The 17805-nt window shown below is 69.0% G+C and carries 19 protein-coding genes, 2 tRNA genes and 3 pseudogenes; 11 read left to right on the top strand and 13 right to left on the bottom strand.

Annotated features, from left to right (window positions below; translation table 11 throughout):
* Positions 1-59: 59 nt before the first annotated feature.
* Complete coding sequence (locus D0T12_RS00525; RefSeq protein WP_199487214.1) at positions 60-530, bottom strand: hypothetical protein; 471 nt, start codon at positions 528-530, stop codon at positions 60-62.
* Positions 531-742: 212 nt separating this feature from the next.
* On the opposite strand from D0T12_RS00525, the gene D0T12_RS00520 reads away from it, so the two are divergent.
* Together D0T12_RS00520 and recQ are read left to right on the top strand one after the other, a co-directional pair.
* The gene (locus D0T12_RS00520) at positions 743-1402 is read left to right on the top strand and encodes an HAD family hydrolase (RefSeq protein ID WP_117397257.1); all 660 of its coding nucleotides are present in this window, start codon (positions 743-745) and stop codon (positions 1400-1402) included.
* 45 nt (positions 1403-1447) lie between these two features.
* On the top strand, positions 1448-3283 hold the full coding sequence (recQ, locus tag D0T12_RS00515; protein WP_117397256.1) for a DNA helicase RecQ: 1836 nt from the start codon (positions 1448-1450) through the stop codon (positions 3281-3283).
* 741 nt (positions 3284-4024) lie between these two features.
* Here recQ and D0T12_RS00510 read toward each other — a convergent pair.
* The 3 genes from D0T12_RS00510 to D0T12_RS00495 all read right to left on the bottom strand — a co-directional run bounded on the left by D0T12_RS00510 (position 4025) and on the right by D0T12_RS00495 (position 6410).
* Positions 4025-4309, bottom strand: a complete 285-nt coding sequence (locus D0T12_RS00510; protein ID WP_117397255.1) for a hypothetical protein — start codon at positions 4307-4309, stop codon at positions 4025-4027.
* 1077 nt (positions 4310-5386) lie between these two features.
* Positions 5387-5872 carry a hypothetical protein gene (locus D0T12_RS00500; protein ID WP_117397254.1) on the bottom strand — a complete coding sequence of 162 codons (486 nt, stop codon included), beginning with the start codon at positions 5870-5872 and terminating at the stop codon, positions 5387-5389.
* 465 nt (positions 5873-6337) lie between these two features.
* Positions 6338-6410, bottom strand: a tRNA-Arg gene (locus D0T12_RS00495).
* A 186-nt stretch (positions 6411-6596) separates the two neighbouring features.
* Here D0T12_RS00495 and D0T12_RS00490 point away from each other — a divergent pair.
* Complete coding sequence (locus D0T12_RS00490) at positions 6597-7031, top strand: hypothetical protein (protein ID WP_117397253.1); 435 nt, start codon at positions 6597-6599, stop codon at positions 7029-7031.
* Positions 7032-7185: 154 nt separating this feature from the next.
* A tRNA-Ser gene (locus D0T12_RS00485) sits at positions 7186-7274 on the top strand.
* Between the two features lie 199 nt (positions 7275-7473).
* Here the strand turns inward: D0T12_RS00485 and D0T12_RS37245 are convergent.
* Positions 7474-8070: pseudogene (locus D0T12_RS37245) on the bottom strand (site-specific integrase); the annotation flags it as partial.
* 124 nt (positions 8071-8194) lie between these two features.
* Between D0T12_RS37245 and D0T12_RS36265 the strand changes: the two are divergent.
* Complete coding sequence (locus tag D0T12_RS36265; RefSeq protein WP_233525767.1) at positions 8195-8416, top strand: hypothetical protein; 222 nt, start codon at positions 8195-8197, stop codon at positions 8414-8416.
* Positions 8417-8613: 197 nt separating this feature from the next.
* On the opposite strand, the pseudogene D0T12_RS37240 reads toward D0T12_RS36265, so the two are convergent.
* Positions 8614-8826, bottom strand: a pseudogene (locus D0T12_RS37240) (Arm DNA-binding domain-containing protein); the annotation flags it as partial.
* The gene (locus D0T12_RS00470) at positions 8823-9305 is read right to left on the bottom strand and encodes a helix-turn-helix domain-containing protein (protein WP_117397252.1); all 483 of its coding nucleotides are present in this window, start codon (positions 9303-9305) and stop codon (positions 8823-8825) included. The pseudogene D0T12_RS37240 and the gene D0T12_RS00470, both read right to left, overlap by 4 nt.
* A gap of 131 nt (positions 9306-9436) precedes the next feature.
* Between D0T12_RS00470 and D0T12_RS00465 the strand changes: the two genes are divergently transcribed.
* The 6 genes and pseudogenes from D0T12_RS00465 to D0T12_RS00445 all read left to right on the top strand — a co-directional run bounded on the left by D0T12_RS00465 (position 9437) and on the right by D0T12_RS00445 (position 12407).
* The gene (locus D0T12_RS00465) at positions 9437-9631 is read left to right on the top strand and encodes a helix-turn-helix domain-containing protein (protein WP_117397971.1); all 195 of its coding nucleotides are present in this window, start codon (positions 9437-9439) and stop codon (positions 9629-9631) included.
* A 1-nt stretch (position 9632) separates the two neighbouring features.
* Positions 9633-9845 (top strand): annotated as a pseudogene (locus D0T12_RS37235) (helix-turn-helix domain-containing protein); the annotation flags it as partial.
* Between the two features lie 231 nt (positions 9846-10076).
* Positions 10077-10334 carry a hypothetical protein gene (locus D0T12_RS36260; protein ID WP_233525766.1) on the top strand — a complete coding sequence of 86 codons (258 nt, stop codon included), beginning with the start codon at positions 10077-10079 and terminating at the stop codon, positions 10332-10334.
* Positions 10331-10930 carry a hypothetical protein gene (locus D0T12_RS00455; RefSeq protein ID WP_117397250.1) on the top strand — a complete coding sequence of 200 codons (600 nt, stop codon included), beginning with the start codon at positions 10331-10333 and terminating at the stop codon, positions 10928-10930. Before D0T12_RS36260 ends, D0T12_RS00455 begins: the two co-directional genes overlap by 4 nt.
* A 140-nt stretch (positions 10931-11070) precedes the next feature.
* Positions 11071-11973: a phage major capsid protein gene (locus D0T12_RS00450; RefSeq protein WP_158581356.1), complete on the top strand. Its 903-nt coding sequence runs from the start codon at positions 11071-11073 to the stop codon at positions 11971-11973.
* Positions 11970-12407: a hypothetical protein gene (locus D0T12_RS00445; protein ID WP_117397248.1), complete on the top strand. Its 438-nt coding sequence runs from the start codon at positions 11970-11972 to the stop codon at positions 12405-12407. Before D0T12_RS00450 ends, D0T12_RS00445 begins: the two co-directional genes overlap by 4 nt.
* Positions 12408-12891: 484 nt before the next feature.
* Here D0T12_RS00445 and D0T12_RS35175 read toward each other — a convergent pair whose 3' ends face one another.
* The 6 genes from D0T12_RS35175 to D0T12_RS36255 all read right to left on the bottom strand — a co-directional run bounded on the left by D0T12_RS35175 (position 12892) and on the right by D0T12_RS36255 (position 17771).
* Positions 12892-13098, bottom strand: coding sequence for a hypothetical protein (locus D0T12_RS35175; protein WP_117397247.1), 207 nt, complete (start codon positions 13096-13098; stop codon positions 12892-12894).
* 220 nt (positions 13099-13318) lie between these two features.
* Positions 13319-13777, bottom strand: a complete 459-nt coding sequence (locus D0T12_RS00435; protein ID WP_147339322.1) for a hypothetical protein — start codon at positions 13775-13777, stop codon at positions 13319-13321.
* 374 nt (positions 13778-14151) lie between these two features.
* The gene (locus tag D0T12_RS00430) at positions 14152-14382 is read right to left on the bottom strand and encodes a hypothetical protein (RefSeq protein ID WP_147339321.1); all 231 of its coding nucleotides are present in this window, start codon (positions 14380-14382) and stop codon (positions 14152-14154) included.
* An 80-nt stretch (positions 14383-14462) separates the two neighbouring features.
* On the bottom strand, positions 14463-15659 hold the full coding sequence (locus tag D0T12_RS00425) for a helix-turn-helix domain-containing protein (protein WP_117397244.1): 1197 nt from the start codon (positions 15657-15659) through the stop codon (positions 14463-14465).
* Positions 15660-15984: 325 nt separating this feature from the next.
* Positions 15985-17097, bottom strand: coding sequence for a site-specific integrase (locus tag D0T12_RS00420; RefSeq protein ID WP_147339320.1), 1113 nt, complete (start codon positions 17095-17097; stop codon positions 15985-15987).
* A 359-nt stretch (positions 17098-17456) separates the two neighbouring features.
* Positions 17457-17771 carry a hypothetical protein gene (locus tag D0T12_RS36255; RefSeq protein WP_233525765.1) on the bottom strand — a complete coding sequence of 105 codons (315 nt, stop codon included), beginning with the start codon at positions 17769-17771 and terminating at the stop codon, positions 17457-17459.
* Between the last annotated feature and the right edge of the window lie 34 nt (positions 17772-17805).

Genomic DNA, 17805 nt, shown 5'->3' with positions numbered 1-17805 from the left:
CTCCGCACGGCGATTACGGCGGACACCCCGTCATCATCAAGAACGAGCGAGCGACCCGCTCACTCCTTACGGTCGAAGAACGGGGAAGTGGCCGCCACCTGCGAACGCGGCCCCACCCGCGGGCCCTGGGCGGCGGCGGGCGCCCCACGCCGCGACTGCCGTCCCCGGCCGGACGAGCCGCCCCCCGACGCGTCGGCCTGGGCGGCGGCCTGGCGGACGCGGGCGAGTTCGCGTTGCAGGCGGCGCTTCTCCATCTCCAGGGTGGTCAGCGACTCCTCGTGCTCCTCGCGCAGGTCGCGCAGGTCCCGGCGGGTGCGCAGCAGGCGGACCGTGCCGATGACCGCGAGCGCCGTACCGGCGATGAAGACCACGGCCGTGACGGCCCCGGCGAGGAATACCTGCCATAGTTCGTCCACGCCTGGCACGGTCTGACCGAAGGCGACGAGGTTCGTGGATCCAGTGTTTCCGAGGATGACGCCCACCACGGCGGCGATCGCGGCCACCACCAACAGGGAACCGAGGAACACCATGGAAGATCTCCTCTGCGTTGAGCTCCGGAGAAGGCGGAGGACCTACACCATGCCAGACCGGACGCGATCAAGTCTTACTCGTCAGATAAATCCTCATTAGGTGCTACAAGTCGGCTATCAGGGCGTGCTATGCGCGCGGTTCCGTTTCGGTCGCACCGGGTAGTGATCGTGGCCAGGGTAGGACGCGCCGAAAAAGCTTCGCGGAGGAACCCATGCCCGTACAAGCGATCGTGTTCGACCTGGACGGCGTCCTCATCGATTCCGAGCCCGTATGGGAGGAGGTCCGTCGCGGCTACGTCGAAGACCATGACGGACGCTGGCTCCCCGACACACAGGAACGGCTCATGGGCATGAGCACCGAGGAATGGGCCGGATACATCGCCTCCGAACTCGTCGACGGCGTATCAGCCGAGGAGGTCGCCTACGAGGTGATCGACCGAATGTCCCAGCGGTACGAAGGATGGCCACCAGTACTACCGGGAGCAGAGTCGACCGTCCGCCGTCTGGCGGAGTACCGTCCGCTCGGGCTGTCGAGCTCGTCCCCGCGCGCCCTCATCGACCTGGTACTAGGCCAACTCCGCTTGGACGCACTGTTCCGCGCCACCGTGTCGACCGAAGAGGTGGACCGCGGCAAACCCGCCCCGGACGGATACCTGACCGTGGCCGCACGGCTGGAGGTGCCCGCCCCCGCCTGCGTCGCCATCGAGGACTCCAGCAACGGCCTCCGCGCGGCCCGCGCCGCCGGCATGCCGGTGATCGCCGTCCCCCGCCCCACGCACCCACCAACCCCCGACGCGCTGGCCCTCGCGGCCCACGTCGCCGACGACCTGGAGGAGATCACGCCCGAGCTGGTGGAGGTTATCCACAAGTGAGGATTCTGTGGGGCGGGCGTCGGCGGTGGCTCCTACTATGGGCCGGTGACTTCCCCTGAGACCCCGGAGACGCTCGACGTCCTGCGACGCGTGTTCGGCTACGACGCGTTCCGGGACGGCCAGCGGGAGATCATCGAGCACGTGTCGGCGGGCGGCGACGCGCTCGTCCTGATGCCGACCGGCGGCGGGAAGTCACTGTGCTACCAGATCCCGGCGCTCGTCCGTAAAGGCACCGGAATCGTCATCTCCCCGCTCATCGCCCTCATGCAAGACCAGGTGGACGCGCTGCGCACCCTCGGCGTCCAGGCGGGCTTCCTCAACTCCACCCAGGACCTCGACGAACGCCGCGTCGTCGAGGCGCAGTTCGTGGCGGGCGAACTCGACCTGCTCTACCTGGCCCCCGAACGCCTCCGCCTCCCCGCGACCGTCGACCTCCTCGACCGCGCGAACGTGTCCCTGTTCGCGATCGACGAGGCGCACTGCGTCTCCCAATGGGGCCACGACTTCCGCCCCGACTACCTGATGCTCTCCGGCCTCCACGAACGCTGGCCGGACGTCCCCCGCATCGCGCTGACCGCCACCGCCACCGAGGCCACCCGCCACGAAATAGCAACAAGGCTCAACCTCGACGCCACCGCCCCGAACACCCGCCATTTCGTCGCGAGCTTCGACCGCCCGAACATCCAGTACCGGATCGAACCGAAGACCGACGCCAAACGCCAACTCCTCCGCCTCCTCCAAACCGAACACAAGGACGACGCCGGAATCGTCTACTGCCTCTCCCGCAACTCCGTCGAGAAGCACGCCGCGTTCCTCACCGAGAACGGCATCGAGGCCCTCCCCTACCACGCCGGCCTGGACGCCCAGACACGCGCCGCCAACCAGGCTCGCTTCCTCCGCGAGGACGGCCTGGTCATCGTCGCGACCATCGCGTTCGGCATGGGCATCGACAAGCCGGACGTCCGCTTCGTAGCGCACCTCGACCTCCCCAAATCCGTCGAGGGCTACTACCAGGAGACCGGACGCGCCGGACGCGACGGCCTCCCCTCCACCGCCTGGCTCGCCTACGGCCTCCAGGACGTCGTCAACCTACGCAAAATGATCGACGGCGGCGAGGGCGACGCCGCGTTCCGCCGCCGCCAGACCCAGCACCTCGACGCGATGCTCGCCCTCTGCGAAACCGTCGAATGCCGCCGCGTCCACCTCCTGAACTACTTCGGCCAGCCCGGCGCCCCCTGCGGCAACTGCGACACCTGCCTGACCCCACCCGAATCCTGGGACGCGACCGTCGCCGCCCAGAAGGTCCTCTCCGTAATCGTGCGCCTGGACCGCGAGCGCCGCCAGAAGTTCGGTGCCGGGCACATCATCGACATCCTGCTCGGCAAGAAGAGCGCGAAGGTCATCCAGTTCGACCACGACTCCCTGAAACCCTTCGGCGTCGGCACCGAACTCCGCGAAGTCGAATGGCGCGCCGTCGTCCGCCAACTGCTCGCCCAAGGCCTGATCGCCGTCGAGAGCAACCACGGCACCCTCCTCCAAACCGAAGCGAGCGCCGACGTCCTCCGCGGCCAACGCAAGGTCATGATGCGCCGCGAACCAGACCGCCCCACCCCCAAGGCCGCAAAGGCCGCCAAGGACCGCAAGCCCCCCATCGACCTCGCCCCCGAAGCGGCCCCCCTCTTCGAACGCCTCCGCGCCTGGCGCGCCGCCACCGCAAAGGAACAGGGCGTCCCCGCCTACGTCATATTCCACGACGCCACCCTCCGCGAAATCGCGACCGCCCTCCCGTCCACCCTCACCGAACTCTCCCAAATCAACGGCGTAGGCGAAAACAAACTAGCCAAATACGGCGAAGACGTCCTAAAAACCCTAACCGAGTAACCCCGACGGTTTCGCATGCGACAAGCGAAACCCCGCAACGACCTGGACCGCCCAGCCCCCACGCACCACCCCTGGCTCCTCAGCCACCCACGGAACCAGTGCCCGGCCCGTCCCCGCCGACAACGAGACCCCGCAGCGTGCGCCGTCCGTCGTCAACCGGACCCACACCCCCCCGACCAATCACGCGAGCATGATCTCCTGCTAGATCCACCCCTCCACCAACCGCCCGGCGATCGCGCGCCTCCTCCTCGACCCCACTCGGCCTCCCCTGCCACCCGCGGAACCGGTGCCGGACCCGCCCCGCCGACAACGAGACCCCGCAGTGTCAGCCGGCAGTCGTCAACCGGACCCACAACCCCCCGGCCATGCAAGCGAGCATGATCTCCTGCTAGATCCGACCCTCCAACAAAGGCCAACCATCAGCTTCCATCACAGGCGTCCGACACATGCACACCCCTCAGAGACCTTGTATCCGAGCAGAGAAGACCCGAATGTCCTTGGTCGTCGCACACGGACTTCACCAACGACATGGCCTGCCATACGCCAGCACCAGCGATCGAAGCCCTCGACAGCACGACCTACGTCGGCGACCGCGAACCGAGATGGGCCCAGCGCTGCCAGCCCAACGCACGTCCCACTGCTCGGGACGGCCGGAGCATTCACGGAGCCGAGCCCTACGTAATACCTGCCACCGCGCCGGCCTAACCCCCGAAGACCCCTACCAACGCACACGACCCACAACTACGGAAGGGACGCCCGGAGCCGCCCAATGACCCGCAGGATCTCCCCGCGATGCTTGGCCGACTTCAACCACGCCGGCAACTTGGCCACCATGGTCATCCCGACATACTCCCCGCGTTCCCGCAGCCGAGCCCCGACATACCCCTCCAAGAGGTCCAGATGGCGCTCGTTGAACGCCCACAGAGTCCGCCCACCGCAGCAATCCGCCCGTAGCCACAACGGCTGCCCGAAATACGGATCGACCGCACCGCCCCAGCGCGACACCCCGCCGGGCCAGTCCCTCACGTGCCCACAGTCACGACACCCGAGACGCCGAGGCCCCCAGGCTGAGTAACGAACACGCAGGCCCGGCCACGGCACCACCTCAGCGCACTCCCGGCAGACCGGACAGACCACTTGGACGGGATCCTCCGCTAAGCCGTACAACGACACATCAGAATCGACAAACCGCTCCGGATTCACGCCTCCATCCTCCCCGCCACCCCCACCGCAACGCACCCACGTTTCCCGATCCGGCCGATCATGGCCTCTAGACTCCCGGGAACCCCTGGAGCAAAGGTCCCTATGGCACTCGCAAGAAAGAAATCACGCCGAATCACCGTGGGCGGCACCGAACTCCGCTGGAAGGTACGCAGCCGCCCCACCTACAGCCAGGCCATGGGCTGGTCCCCACTGTCCTTCACGGTCCAGCACGCCAGCGGGTCGGGCGCACGCCTGGTGGTGTCCCTGCCCTGCGCTCACCCCAGCAACGCACGGTGCATGCCCGCAGGCGTGGTCCTCCCTCGAACCGTGGCCGCCGCAATCACCAAGGCACTAGCCCTGGGATGGCACCCCACGCAACCCGGCCCCCAACTCAACCTGCAACTGGATCACACAACACCCGCGCCCCCAGCAGAGCGGGAGGGCGGCACTGCCGGCACAACGTCATGGCCGTACTCCGCTGAGGCACCTGAGGGAAGAGCCTCTGACATAGGCGCACCCGAAGAATCGAACCCCTAACCCAACTGATTCACAGCCTCCGAACCGTCTGCACCAATCCGTCCGCTGAACCTCCGCCTGCTGCCCCCTCATCATTCGCAAAGACCCGGGATCATAATCCGGATGGTTGCGACCGTGGCCCCGGGAGCCAGGACGGAAAGCCCTCGGAGGCCGCGCACCAGGTCTGCCGAGATCCGCCCACTCCCGCACGACCAAGTTGGACGAACAGGCTCCGGAGGGCGTACATCTGAATACCCTGAACGCCAGGCTGACCTGATCGCGAAGCCTTCAGCCCTCCCCGCCAACCTCCGCCGGTCCGCGGAAATCCCGGCTCATACTCAACGATCCGCACAGCCCCGCACCTGGAGAGCCGAAGCGATGTAGCTACTCGCCGAGTTCGCGCACGGGAAGATCTCTCCTCAACGGCTCGTCCGCTGTCCCGAGTTCTCGGCGGGCGGCCTCCAGGAACGCGAAACGCAGGTCACGCTTGGACGGTGTGCCCTCTCCCACGGCCTGGCCCCGGAGCAGCGCATGGAGCGCCGCGGTGTAGTCGTGGGCAGCCTGCGCGACGGGAGAGGAGCACACAAGCTCGGGAACCTTCTTGGCAAGCCAAAGCGCATGCAGGTGCTGCCACCTCTCGGAGTCGTCAAGCTGCTCTCCCATGGACAGCCGGTCCAAGCACAGCTCCACCTGCTGGGCGGCGGACAGGAACTCCAAGAGCGCCGCCTTACGCTCTGAGCGTTCCGCACTGGCCTGCTCGAACCTCGCGCGCCGTGCCTCCACACGTGTCGACAGGTACTGACCGATCAGGGTCCCGGCAGAACCAAGTACCACCCCCGCCAGCGGCAGAACCGTCGTTGACACGCTCATGCCGCTGAGACGATCGGTTCCGGCCGACGGTTCCGCAGCCCCGTGACCGCTGCCCTGCCGCACCGTCCAACCCCTGGCTCCGACAAGACCTGCACTCGGCGACGGGTTCTGTCCAATATGGCGACACCGAAAGGCGCCCCGCTCCACGACCGACGCCGCATCCACACTCCTACTGGCGGGCGGGTCTCGGGCACTGGCATCCGCACGAGTTGCGGCACTCGGGCGCGTCGCTGACGCTCGCACAAGGGACGCCGTTGCCGTCGTCTCCGAGATCCTCGGGCACGCGTCCATCACGGTCGCCAAGGACGTCTACGGGCATCTGCTCGTCGACGACAAGCGGGCCGCGGCTGAGGCCATGAGCGGCGCCCTCTTCGGGACCTGATCGAAGCCCGTGGCTCCCAACGTGGCTCCCATGGCCCACGCAGAGGGCCCCTTCCAAGATCGGAAGGGGCCCTCTGAGGTGGGCGCACCCGAAGGGATTCGAACCCCTAACCTTCTGATCCGTAGTCAGATGCTCTATCCGTTGAGCTACGGGTGCTTGCCGGGATCACTGTACCGGCTCCGCGGACCTCACCGCGAATCGATTGACCGATGCGCGACCCGCAAACTGTGAGCTGTGTCACGGAACCCTTTGTGGTCGAGGTACGCCAAAGGGGTGATTGCGACGGGAGTGACCACGGGGGTCCCTGTCGTTCAAGCCCCACCCCCCTGAAGGAGAGTCCACATGCGCATGTCCGCCACCAAGCTGATCGGTGCTCTCGCCGTCGGTGGCTTGTTGCTCGGTTCCACGGGCTGCGGGGCGGTCGACGCCCTTGCCGGAGGCAAGAAGTCGACGGCGTGCAAGAACATCGAGAGCGAGCTGCGGAGCTTCTCCACCAGCAGTATGTCGATGACGTCGTCCGGCGGCGCCTCGGCGACCGCCCAGAAGTTCTCCGACACGGCGGCCAAGGTCCGCTCGGAGGGCCAGAACGCCGGTGGCGACGTCGAGACCGCCGCGACCGCGTTCGCGGGCGACCTCGACAAGACGGCCGAGATGCTGCGGAACCTCAGCTCCGGCAACACCTCGTCCATGGGACAGCCCAACGTCGCCGACATCCAGCGGCACGGCAACGACCTTGCCGACGCCTGCGGCTTCAACGGCTTCCGCCTGGGCGGCTGACCATCGACGGTCCGCTCCCGCGGCCCCGGGAGCGGAACGCCGGCTCGTCGCCGTCGCCTAGTGGCGGGGTCTCCGACTATGCTTCTGGGACCCGCAGCTTGGACTTTGCCGGTTGGTACGCCGAACCGGTAGCCTGTCTAGGCCTGACGGCACTGGAGGATTCGCCTAGTCCGGTCTATGGCGCCGCACTGCTAATGCGGTTTGGGTTTACGCCCATCCGGGGTTCAAATCCCCGATCCTCCGCTCTCTGACCAGCGCGTTCGCGGAAGTCGATGACTTCGGCGAGCGCGCTGGACTCGTCTTGTGGGTCCATTGTGGGTCCGGTCCGGCGGGGAACGACCGTAGCCGTTGCTTCGGCCGCCGCTTTCGCCACTTGCGGGATGACCGACGTGTAGACGTCCGCGGTGAAGCTGGACCGCGAGTGGCCGAGCGTCTCACTGATGATCTTCATGTCGACACCGGCCGCGAGGCTCAGCGTCGCCGCGCCGTGCCTGAGATCGTGGAACCGGATCGGCGGTAGCGGGCCGCCGTCGAGCGCCACGCGCACCGCCTCGGCGGGGACGCGGTGACGCTTGGCGATCTCGGCAACCGTCCACCCGTCCGCGTACCGCTGGCGGATCGTGGCGTACCGCTCGATGATCGCTTCGAATCGTTGGGAGATCCATTCCGGCCGGAGCGCCGAACCGTCCTCGCGCGTAAACATCAGGCCGTTGTCCTCCCACAGGTCCCCGCCCGCGCGCCGCTCGGCGTCCTGCAGGTCTTCCCATTCGTCCAGGACCTCGGCCGTCCCCGCGTCGAGCGTGATGGCTCGCTCGCCGCTCTCCGACTTGGCGTCGTCAGGGTCCAGGTCGTCATCCGGGCGCGTCTCGCGGATCGTGATCGTGCCCGCGTCTCGGTCTCGCTCGGCGCGCGGTAGTCCGGCCACCTCGGCACGGCGCAGGCCTCGGAACGCCACCAGGTGGAACAGCGCGTAGAACCGTTCCTCGATCGCCGTGGCGAAGTCGAGGAACGCGCCGGTCTGGTCGGGTGTCCACACCATGACCGGACTCGGCGCCTTTCCGGTCTTCTCCCACCGGGCGACCCGTCCGGCCGTCCACACGAGCGGCTTAGGCCGCGGACCGCGCGGCAATTCGACGTTCTCCACGGGGTTGTAGTCGAGCAGCTTGGACTTCTTGACCGCGCTCCCCAGGGCCGAACTCAGCACGGCATGCACGCGCTTGATCCGCGCAGGAGACAGCGGCTTTGTCGACTTCTTCCCGCGCTTCTCCCCCTCGGCGAGTGTCTTCTTCACCGAATCGGCGCGCGCAGCCACCAGCCGCCGCATGAGCTCGCTCGGCTTCTCGCCGTCCGGCAACGGCCGGTTGATCACCGCCATTTCGGCGTAGAGCTCGCTGGCGTGGTAGTCGCGCAAGTCGACCAGGCGGAGGTGCCCAAGGCCCGGCTTCAGGTACAGGTTCACGGCCTCCACATAGCTTTCGCGCGTGGAGTCCTTCAGGTCCACCTTGCCCGCGAGCCACCGGTCAAGGTACGGGCCGACCTTCAGCGCGTGGTCCGCCGTGTGGCCACGCTTACCGACCTTCGCCAGCGCCTCGGCCAGCGCGTTCTCGGCCTCCTTCTTGGTCTTGAAAGGGCCGATCCGCGGCCGCCGGCGCCTACCGTCCGCGGTGGCTGGCGCGTCGTACCGCGCCCACCATGAGCCGTGGTTCTTCTTCTCGATGTCCGGGCACTTCGTGTCGTACGGCTTCCCCGTCTCGGGGTTGCGGCACCCGCATCGCTTGAACGCGAACCCCTTCACTGGGAATCACCCTTGAGCCACTCGGGGAGCTCGTAGCCGCGGCGGCCCGGCGGGCGGGCGTCGAGCTGGAAGCGCGTGAACTCCTCGCGCTCCTCACGCTCATCGAAGAACGTACGGTCACGGAGCGGCGCGCGTCCGTCCGCCCAGTCCCAGACTTCCTCACAACTGAACCGACCGGCGCCGGTTACGGACATCGCCGTGCTCGCGTCATCCTCCGGGACGAAGAGAAGCGCCGACGGGTTGACGCCGAGAACGGCAGCCAGCGCCACCAGGTCATCAACGTCAACCCGACGCGTCCCCGCCTCGATCTTCGTAATGCCGTTCGCGAGGATCGGCCTGCCCGCTGCACTCAGTCGCTCGGCAAGCTGAGCCGTGGAGAGGTTACGCAGAGTGCGGAACCGCCGGACGTTCTCGGCGACGTAGGCGCCCGTATCGCCGATGCCGTTCCGGTGTCGCTTCGAAGCATGGATTTCTTCCATATAAGAAGAGTAGCAGCCTTGATTGACACGGGGCGACACCTAACGGAATGATCTTAAACGGAAGAGATCAAGTCCACACAGGATGGACAGCATCCCTGTTAGGAAGAGCGCCGATGCCCACAAAGGCCCCCATGCCGATTCCCGATCCCCAGCTACAGCCCACACTCACGGTGCCGGACGCCGGGCGCATCATCGGTCTTTCGCGCGCCGCGGCCTACGACGCCGCACGCCGCGGCGATATCCCGACGATTCGAATCGGGCGCCGTATCGTCGTGCCGACCGCGCGCCTTCTGGCAATGCTCGGCCTGGAGAACGGGACGGCCTGACGTGCAGGGCCGCCGCTGGGACGTCGAACGCGCAGTCTTGGCCTCTGCTCTCCCTCCGCTGGCCCGTTACCTCGCGCTCGTGCTCCTGGTCCACGCGGACGCGCGGACATGTGAGACGGGGGAGTACTCCCCAAGCCTGAGCAAGCTCGCCGAACGTTCGGGTCTAAGTGAGGCGACCGTCAAGCGCCACCTGAGCACGCTGGAGGCAGCCGGTTGGGTCGTTCGCCACCGGCCCCCGATCGAGCTAGCCCGGTCCAAGCGAGCGCGCACGCGTTACGTGCTGCGGGATCCGACTGGGCTCACAGAGAGCCCAGTAGAGGGCTCACAGAGAGCCCAGAGAGGGCGCAGTGTGAGCCCTCAGAGGGCGCAGCGTGAGCCCGCGAGAGGGCTCACAGAGAGCCACAAGACAGATCCTGGTCAGAACTCATCTCAGACCACCACTCAGGTGATTGAGCGGATCATCGTCGTCCTCGGCGAGACCACGGGGCGGACGGTGACGCGCGAGCACGCGGCCGCCGTCGCCCGGCAGATCGGCCCCGGGACGTCGAACACGCTGGCCTACGTCGAGGCGTGCATACGCCGGAACCCGTCGCGGTTCCTGCCGACGCCGACGCCGCCGCGGTTCACAGCAGCGCACGGGTTCAACACCGACCAGGCGGCGCCCACGGCGGGCGCCGACCGCAGCGAAGGGAAGAGCACATGACCACCAGGAACACCGGCGCGGCCGCGGCCGCCACCGAGGGCCAGGACCAGGGCGGCGCGACCGCCGGGACGGCGCCGGCGGCGCCGAGCTCGGCGAGCGAGGGCCAGGGCGCGACCGGCGCGCCCGCGGCGCCCGGCTCGGCGCCGACCGGCGGCGCCGAGGGCACCGGCACGGGCACCGGCGGGGGTGCCGGTCGCGAGGGCGGCGCCGAGGCCGCAGAGGGTGGCGAGACGGGCGAGGGCGGCCGCGCGTCCCGGGAGGCCGCGCGGTACCGCACGCAGCTCCGCGAGACCGAGGCCGAACGCGACCAGCTCCGGGAGAGGGTCGCCACGATGCAGCGCGCCGAGGCCGAACGGATCGCCGTCACCCCCGGGCGGGCCCGGCTGAACGACGGCGCCGACCTGTGGGCGTTCGGCGTCGAGCTTGAGGAGTTGCTCGGCGATGACGGGCAGGTGGACCAGCGCAAGGTACAGAACGCGATCGGCGACCTGATCCGGCGTAAGCCGCACCTGGGCACGTTCATGTCCTTCGACCAGGGCACCCGTGGGACGCGTGGCGGGGCCGAACGGATGGGAGCGATCTTCGACCAGCGATGAAACGCGAGGTAGCCTGATCGTGGACGTGGGGAGCCGCGGGCCTGTGGCCCGCCCCCGCGGACCAGTCCGCCCCGTGGGCGAACGGCGCCCGGCCCGTGGCCGCGCCGCATCACCTGATGCCGCTTCCACGGGAGGACCCTGTGAGCTGGTTGACCACCAGCGGCACGGCGGGCGGGTCGTTCGCCCCGACCGAGGCCGCCGCCTACTTCTTCGATCGTCTCGCCTCCATGTCGGTGGGCCTGGATTCGGGTTTCCGGCGGATCTCGACCACGTCGGCCCGGCTGGCCGTGCCTCGCGTCCTGAGTGACGCGGTGGCGAACTGGACGGCCGAGGGCACCGAGATCACGCCCACCGACCCGAACGCCGATGTCGTGACCGCGGTCCCGCGCAAGCTGGCCGCGTTGACCTACGCCAGTAACGAACTGGTGGACGACTCCCAACCCGACGCCCAAGACGTCCTGGCGACCAACCTCGCGCGGGCGGTCGCGCTCAAGCTCGACTGGTCGTTCTTCGAGGGGTCGGGTACCGCGCCGGAGATCCGGGGCCTGAAGAATCAGTCCGGCATCCAGACGTTGAGCATGGGCGCCAACGGGGCCGCGCTGACCAACCTTGACCCGTTCGCCGATGCCCTGGGGATGCTCGCCGAGGAGGACGCCGAGGGCACCGCGATCGTGATGCACCCCCGGAACTGGCGGGCGCTGACCAAGATCAAGGAGACCAGCGGGTCAGCGAAACCCGTCCTGGTGGACGGCGCCGGGGCGCCGACCGAGGGGCCGCGCCGCTCGATCCAGGGCGTACCGGTGTGGCTGACCTCCCAGTTGTCCACGACCGAGACGCAGGGCAGCGCCACCACGGCCAACAGCATCTACGTCTACCAGGCCGATCAGGTGTGCGCCGTGATCCGCGCGGACGCCGACGTGAAGGTCGATAAGTCGGCCGCGTTCTCCTCCGACCGCACCGCCGTGCGCGTCACGCTGCGCGCTGATGAGGTGCTGCCCAACCCTGCCGCTGTCGTCCGTATCCTGGGGGTGCTGCCCGCATGACCGCCGAGCGTGTGAGCGTCCGTGTCCGCGACGGGCGCCAGATCGTCACCGACACCGGCCACCACTACGGCGGACAGGTCCTGACCGTCCCGGCCCGCCTCGCGCGGGAGTGGCAGCGCTACGGCTGGGCCGAACCCGTCGAGCCGACCGCGGCCGCCGAGGACGGCGACCAGGCGGCCGCGCCCGGGGCCGACGCCGAGCCGCCCGACACCGGACAGGCCGAGGGCGACCCGGGCGACCCGGGCGACCAGGAGGGCCCGTCCGCGCCGCAGGGACGCGCGAACGTCCGCGCCCGGATCGCCGAGGAGCTGGCCGCCGACCCGTCGCGGTCGGACCGCGTGATCGCCAAGACGGTGGGAGCCGACCACAAGACGGTGGGCAGCGTGCGCCGAGAGCGGCTCGACGCCGACCAGCCGACCGACCCGGGCGCCTAGCGCGGCCGCACCGGCACCGGCCGCCGCGCGGGTCTCCCGAGGTCCAGGACCCGGCGCGGCGCCGGTCCGCTGGCCGTCCGGTCTGGCCCGTCCTGGACGACCAGCGGCGGCCGCGCGAGGTTCTTCCTGGTCGGTGCCTCGCGCGGCCGCCACACCAGCGCACACGAGCGCCCAGACGGGCGCCAGGGGTGGGGAGAGACTCCCCACCGGTGGGGAGGAGCACCGGGAGAATGCTGGTGCTCGCTGTCTGTACGGGTCTGGAGATTCCGGGCCTGTGGGCCGCTAAACCGGCCTGACCAGGGCGAACACGCTGCGGGCAAGGGTGCGAGGACCCAGCGGGGCGTAGCGGGGATCTCAGCGCTTCCCCACCCTGGGGAATCGCTTCCCCGCAGGTCACAGGGCTAGAAACGTTACACGGGACGGACCGGTTCCCCGCCGAGGGTTGCGTACCGGTCCGTCCCGCGTTCTCGCCGAGAACGGCGCGTCAGCGGCCGCCGAACAGCCGCCGCGTCACCTCCTCGGGACCACCACGCGGCACCCACAGCCGCCGCCGCGTGCCGTTGGCGTAGTAGCCCGTCCACCAGTCGCCGTTCTCCTGGTGGAACGTCCCCACCGGCCGTTCCTCGCCGTCCCGCACGGCGTAGACGATGTAGATCTCATCGGGCGTCTTGGTCATGGTCAGCAGGTTCATGTGTCCCTCGTGGTCACCGGCCGCACCCAGGGCGGCCGCCTTTCCCCGCGCTCGTCCCCACATCCGTCCCCACATCCGTCCCCACGTCCGGACCACCACGGCGCGGCCGCCGCGAGGTAGGCCGCGCACAGCGCCGCCTGAAGGTCGTTCACCGTCGCCGTAAGCCGCTCGATCTGACGTTCCATGACCGCGAGCCGCTCGGCGTCACCGAGCCGCCCCGTCACCAGCCCTGCCCTGCGGCGACGCGCGCCACCAGCGCCCGCCACCAGCCGCCGCGGCGGCCGCCGCCCGCGTGGTGGGCAGGCGCGTGGTGGGCGGGCGCGGCGGCGTGGTGACCGTTCGGGGGATGAGGAACGGGCCGAGCCGCCGCGCCCGCGTCGGCACCGCGCCGCCCCGGCGCCGGGCCCGTCGACGCGGGACGGTGGCGGGCCGTCCGGCCAACGGGCACCGGCCGCCGAGACGGCGCGGTGGTCTTACGGACCCGGGAACTTAGCTGAGCGGGGGTCTTGCCCTCCAGCAGCAGGCACCGGCCGGACTGGTCGCGCACCAGCGCCCACAACGAACCGGTGAACTCCCCGAACCACACCAGGGCATCGGGGAACACCCGGGCGAACTCAGCGACCACAAGGTCAGGGTCGGTGTCTGGCCACCCCAGCGGCGGCACGTCGGATACCGTCATCTCGGATCGGACCTCCATCCGATCAAGGCCCCGGATCCCCTCCGTGTTGGCGCACGGAGCCGGGGCCGCCTCGACTTCACCAGCGACCCGCGGCCGCTGGTTGGAAGGGGAGGCCGCACACACGCCCCCCGGTGCGCGTACGGCCTCCCCACGGGCGGCCGCGCCATCCGGCATTGGCCGCCTGCTGTTGTCCGCACGGCCCGGGGCTGAATGGGGAAGGCCCCGGGCCGCGCGGCCCCCCTCTGGTGTGGACGCGCACCACGGCCCCGACCGGCCCGCGGCACGCGCCCACGTCTTCACACGCCCGGCGCGCTGCCGAGCAAGGGGCGACGGCCCGTGACTGGAGTACCGCCCCGTCCGTGCCGCCGCCCCGGTCAAGAGACCACCGCCACCCTGCGCAACTCGGCGCGCAACTCATCGGCGGTGTCTGCGTCCAGGTCGCTCACGGCCCCGCGCTTGACGAGTCGTCCGCGCTCGTCTCGCTCCAGGTCCTTCATGGCCCACCAGCGGCCCGCGCTGCTGAAGATGAAGGACCAGCCGGGGAACTCCTCCTGAAGGGCGCGCTTGCTCTCTTCAGCCTCATGACTGGTCGGTGTCTGTGGCATGCGACACACCATCGCCCGGACTGTTCCGAGCAATGCCCCATCTTGGGGCACGGGGCGGTTGCGGCCCGTGCCGCTGGCGGCTACGCGCTCATGCGTAGGTGAAGGCGCCGCAGCGATTCAGGCAGTGTCCGCCGAACGTCCACCAGATGAGCCACCACAGCGCGCGCCGTGGGGTGGAAGGTGACCATCTGCGGTGCGATGCGGTCGGCGCTCTCGATGCGGCTTTCCGCCTTGCCGTAGTCGCCCAGCTCGATCAGCACGCGCGCCATGTCGATCTCATGATGCGTCCGCCGCTCCGGAGGAAGCGCAGACAGCGTCCGGTCGCCGATGTCGCGGTCACGGCGCGCGGCTTCGTCGAGGTCGCCGAGTTCAGCGGCGACCGCGGCCCCGTGGACGGCGACATTGGCCGCGGTGAACTCCAGCCCGTGAACCGGCCTCCCGCGGCCCTGCTTGATCCGCTCGTCAGCCCGGCCGAAGTAGTCCCACGCTCGTCCGCTCTCGCTGTTGCTACCGCGAGACGAGCGCGCGGCGATGATGGCCGCGCGTAGATCGAGCGCGCCCGCAACCTCGTCCGCGTCGGGCCGGTCTGGGGCGATGTCGGCCCGAGCCTGGTCGAGCGAGGTAAGGGCAGGCTGGTACTGGTTCATGCCCATCGAGAGCAGAGCCCGCGCCAACGTCACCAGGTGGGGGAGGTTCGGGTCTCCGGATCGACGTGCGGCATCGGCGCCACGTTCGAGCAGCGCCAGGGCATCCCCGCTGTAGCCCAACCGCCGAGTGAGACTGACGCCGTGGCCGAATGCGCGACTCAGCAGCAACCACGCCCGGGGATCGTTCGTCTCATGCGCCCAGTAGGTGAGTTCCTCAAGAACTGCGGGCAAGCGTCGCGCAAGCTTGGTCAACTGGGCCTTGTGTATCAGCCGCCGCGCTGTCGCGACTTCGGCCGCCAACACGTCCAGAGACCGGGGCGGGCCCGCCAACTCAGGGCCGACGTCCACATACACGAGCACGCGCCGCAATTCGGGTAGCGCGGAATGCACCTGATCATCGTGGCCCCGGGCGCGGAACGGCTGCCCGTAGATCTCGGCGGGGTCCACGCCGAGCGCCGCAGCTACCGCCGCGACGAACGCGGGAGTGGCCACCTTGTGGCCGGCCTCCACCTGTGAGACGTGGGACCGCGAGTAGCTCGCGCGCTGCGCTAGACCGAGCTGGGTAAGGTCACGCTTCTTGCGCGCCCGCGCTACGCGCCTGCCGACCGTTTCGGCGGTATCGTCGGACATGAGGCCCCGCCCTTCCTGAAGCTTCGCAAACTCCAGGCTACGGCGCGGGGCCTCGATGCGTCAGAGCATACGACCACGTCCCAGCCCGGGCCCTGTCCTCGACGACGACGTGCCGCAGCGCCCCGCCCAGAGGAAGGGCGGGGCGCTGCTGTGTGGGTCCATCGTGGGTCCGAACGCGACACGATCAGAGCGGACCAGTCAGACAGGTTGGACGCGTGCCAGTGCGGTTACCTGCGAAGACTGGACGGAAGATCACGAGTCCGGACGCGCTTTCAGGCCACGTTTGGGACTGCTAATGCGGTTTGGGTTCACGCCCATCCGGGGTTCAAATCCCCGATCCTCCGCCTCTCTGACCAGGGACTTCGCCCGAGATCGAGATCTTGGACGAAGTCCCTGTCGCGTTCCGGGATGTCCGCTTTGTTGGCCCTGGATAGCACGTGGTGAGCACGAGATGTCGCGGTGGCGTCACCGAGCCCAGGTCAGAGCCCCGAAGTGGATCACCCGGGACGACTACCCTGCGTGTTCGGTTCGGCTCTTGCGCCGGTCCGCCAGCGAGACCACGTTGGGTGGGATGGAGGGCGTCGCCTGCTCGTCCGTCATGTCGTCGGCGGACATGCGTGGGACGACGGCTGCGACAGCCTCGGCAGTCGTCTCTCAACACCTCCGGCAGGACGGAGGTGTAGGTGTCGGCGGTGAACGAGTGGCGCGAGTGCCTCAGCGTCTCGCTGATCACCTTTATGTGGACCTTGCCGAGCAGCGCCAGCGTGGCCGCTCCATGCCGCAGGTCGTGGAAGCGGATCGGCGGCAGCGGGACGCCTTGGATCGCCCCTCGAACGGCCCTTTCGCTGACTCGGTGCTGCCGAGCGATTCGGTCTGGCGCCCAGCCCTCCTCGAAATGCCTCCGGCGGACGCGTCCATGCTTGTCGATGAGGTCGTCGAACCGTGTGGAGATCCACTGGGGACGGACGGGCTTGCCGTCCTCTCGGGTGACTACACGGCCCGAGTCGACCCAGATGTCGGCTCCGGCGGCGAGGCGCTCCTTTCGTTGCCTTTCGCGCCATGACCGCAGCACCGAGATGGTCGTCGCGTCCAGGGCGACGGTTCGTTCACCGGCCTCCGACTTGGTGTCGTCGTACTCGTCGGGGAGCGTTTCCCTGATGGTGATCGTCCCGGCCTCCGTCAGGTCGGTGTCCTGCCAGGACAGCCCCGCGACTTCGGCTCGTCGCAGACCGCGGAAGGCGACCAGGTGGAAGAGGGCGTACAGGCGCTCGTCGACGGCGAAGTCGAGGAAGGCGCCGGTCTGTGCGGGCGTCCAGACCATCACCGGGCCCGGCGCTTTGCCGGTCTCCTGCCAGCGCTGGACGCGCTCGGCGGTCCAGACGTACGGTTTGACCCGCCTACCCTTGATCCGGGGCAGTTCCAATACTGGCTCTGGCACACATTCCGTGATCGGTCTCAGTCGGCGAGCAGGATGCGCTTGCGGAGGAGATCTCGGTTGGCCCGGCCGTACATCTGACGTTCGATCATCTTGATCCGGTTCACGTGGCCTTCGACTGGGGCCGGAACTGTGGTGCATGGTCAGGCCTGCTCGTGCGGCGTCGAAGTCGCGGCGTAGACCGGTGACGAAGGAGTGGAGTTCGGGCAGGTCATCGGCTTGGACGGCGTTCATCCAGGACTCCAGCCGGTGGCCTTGGCGGTCGAGTATTATCACCGCGAACGCGGCGACGTGCCGCCGCAGCGCGGCCAACGGCGGGCTTGCCCGGGTCAGGGCGTCGAGCTGGTGGTGCTCGTCTGCGGTCAGACGTGCCGGGTTGCGTAGGAGCCAGCCGGTGGCTTTGCGAACCGTGGGCCGGGCGGGTCGGGTTGTGTGGCCGGGACTGTCGAGCGCCAGCCGCGCACGTAGTCACGGACCGCCCGGCTCTCGACCGGGTGCCCGCGTTCACGCAGTTCCCGGCTCAGCTGCGCGGCGTTGGTGCAGCCCTCGTTCCACCGCCGAAGCAGGTAAGAGGCGTGGTCATCAAGAAGTCTCGGGCGGTGGCCGGTCCCGGTGTTGACCAGAAATTCCTCGGATGAGGCGGCCCGGGCGAACTTGCGGACGGTGTTGCGCGCCACGCCGAGAGTCTTGCGATGCTGCGCAGGTCATGAC

It is taken from the genome of Actinomadura spongiicola, assembly GCF_003432485.1.
Taxonomy (GTDB): domain Bacteria; phylum Actinomycetota; class Actinomycetes; order Streptosporangiales; family Streptosporangiaceae; genus Spirillospora; species Spirillospora spongiicola.
This window is presented reverse-complemented; position numbering and strand designations above follow the sequence as displayed.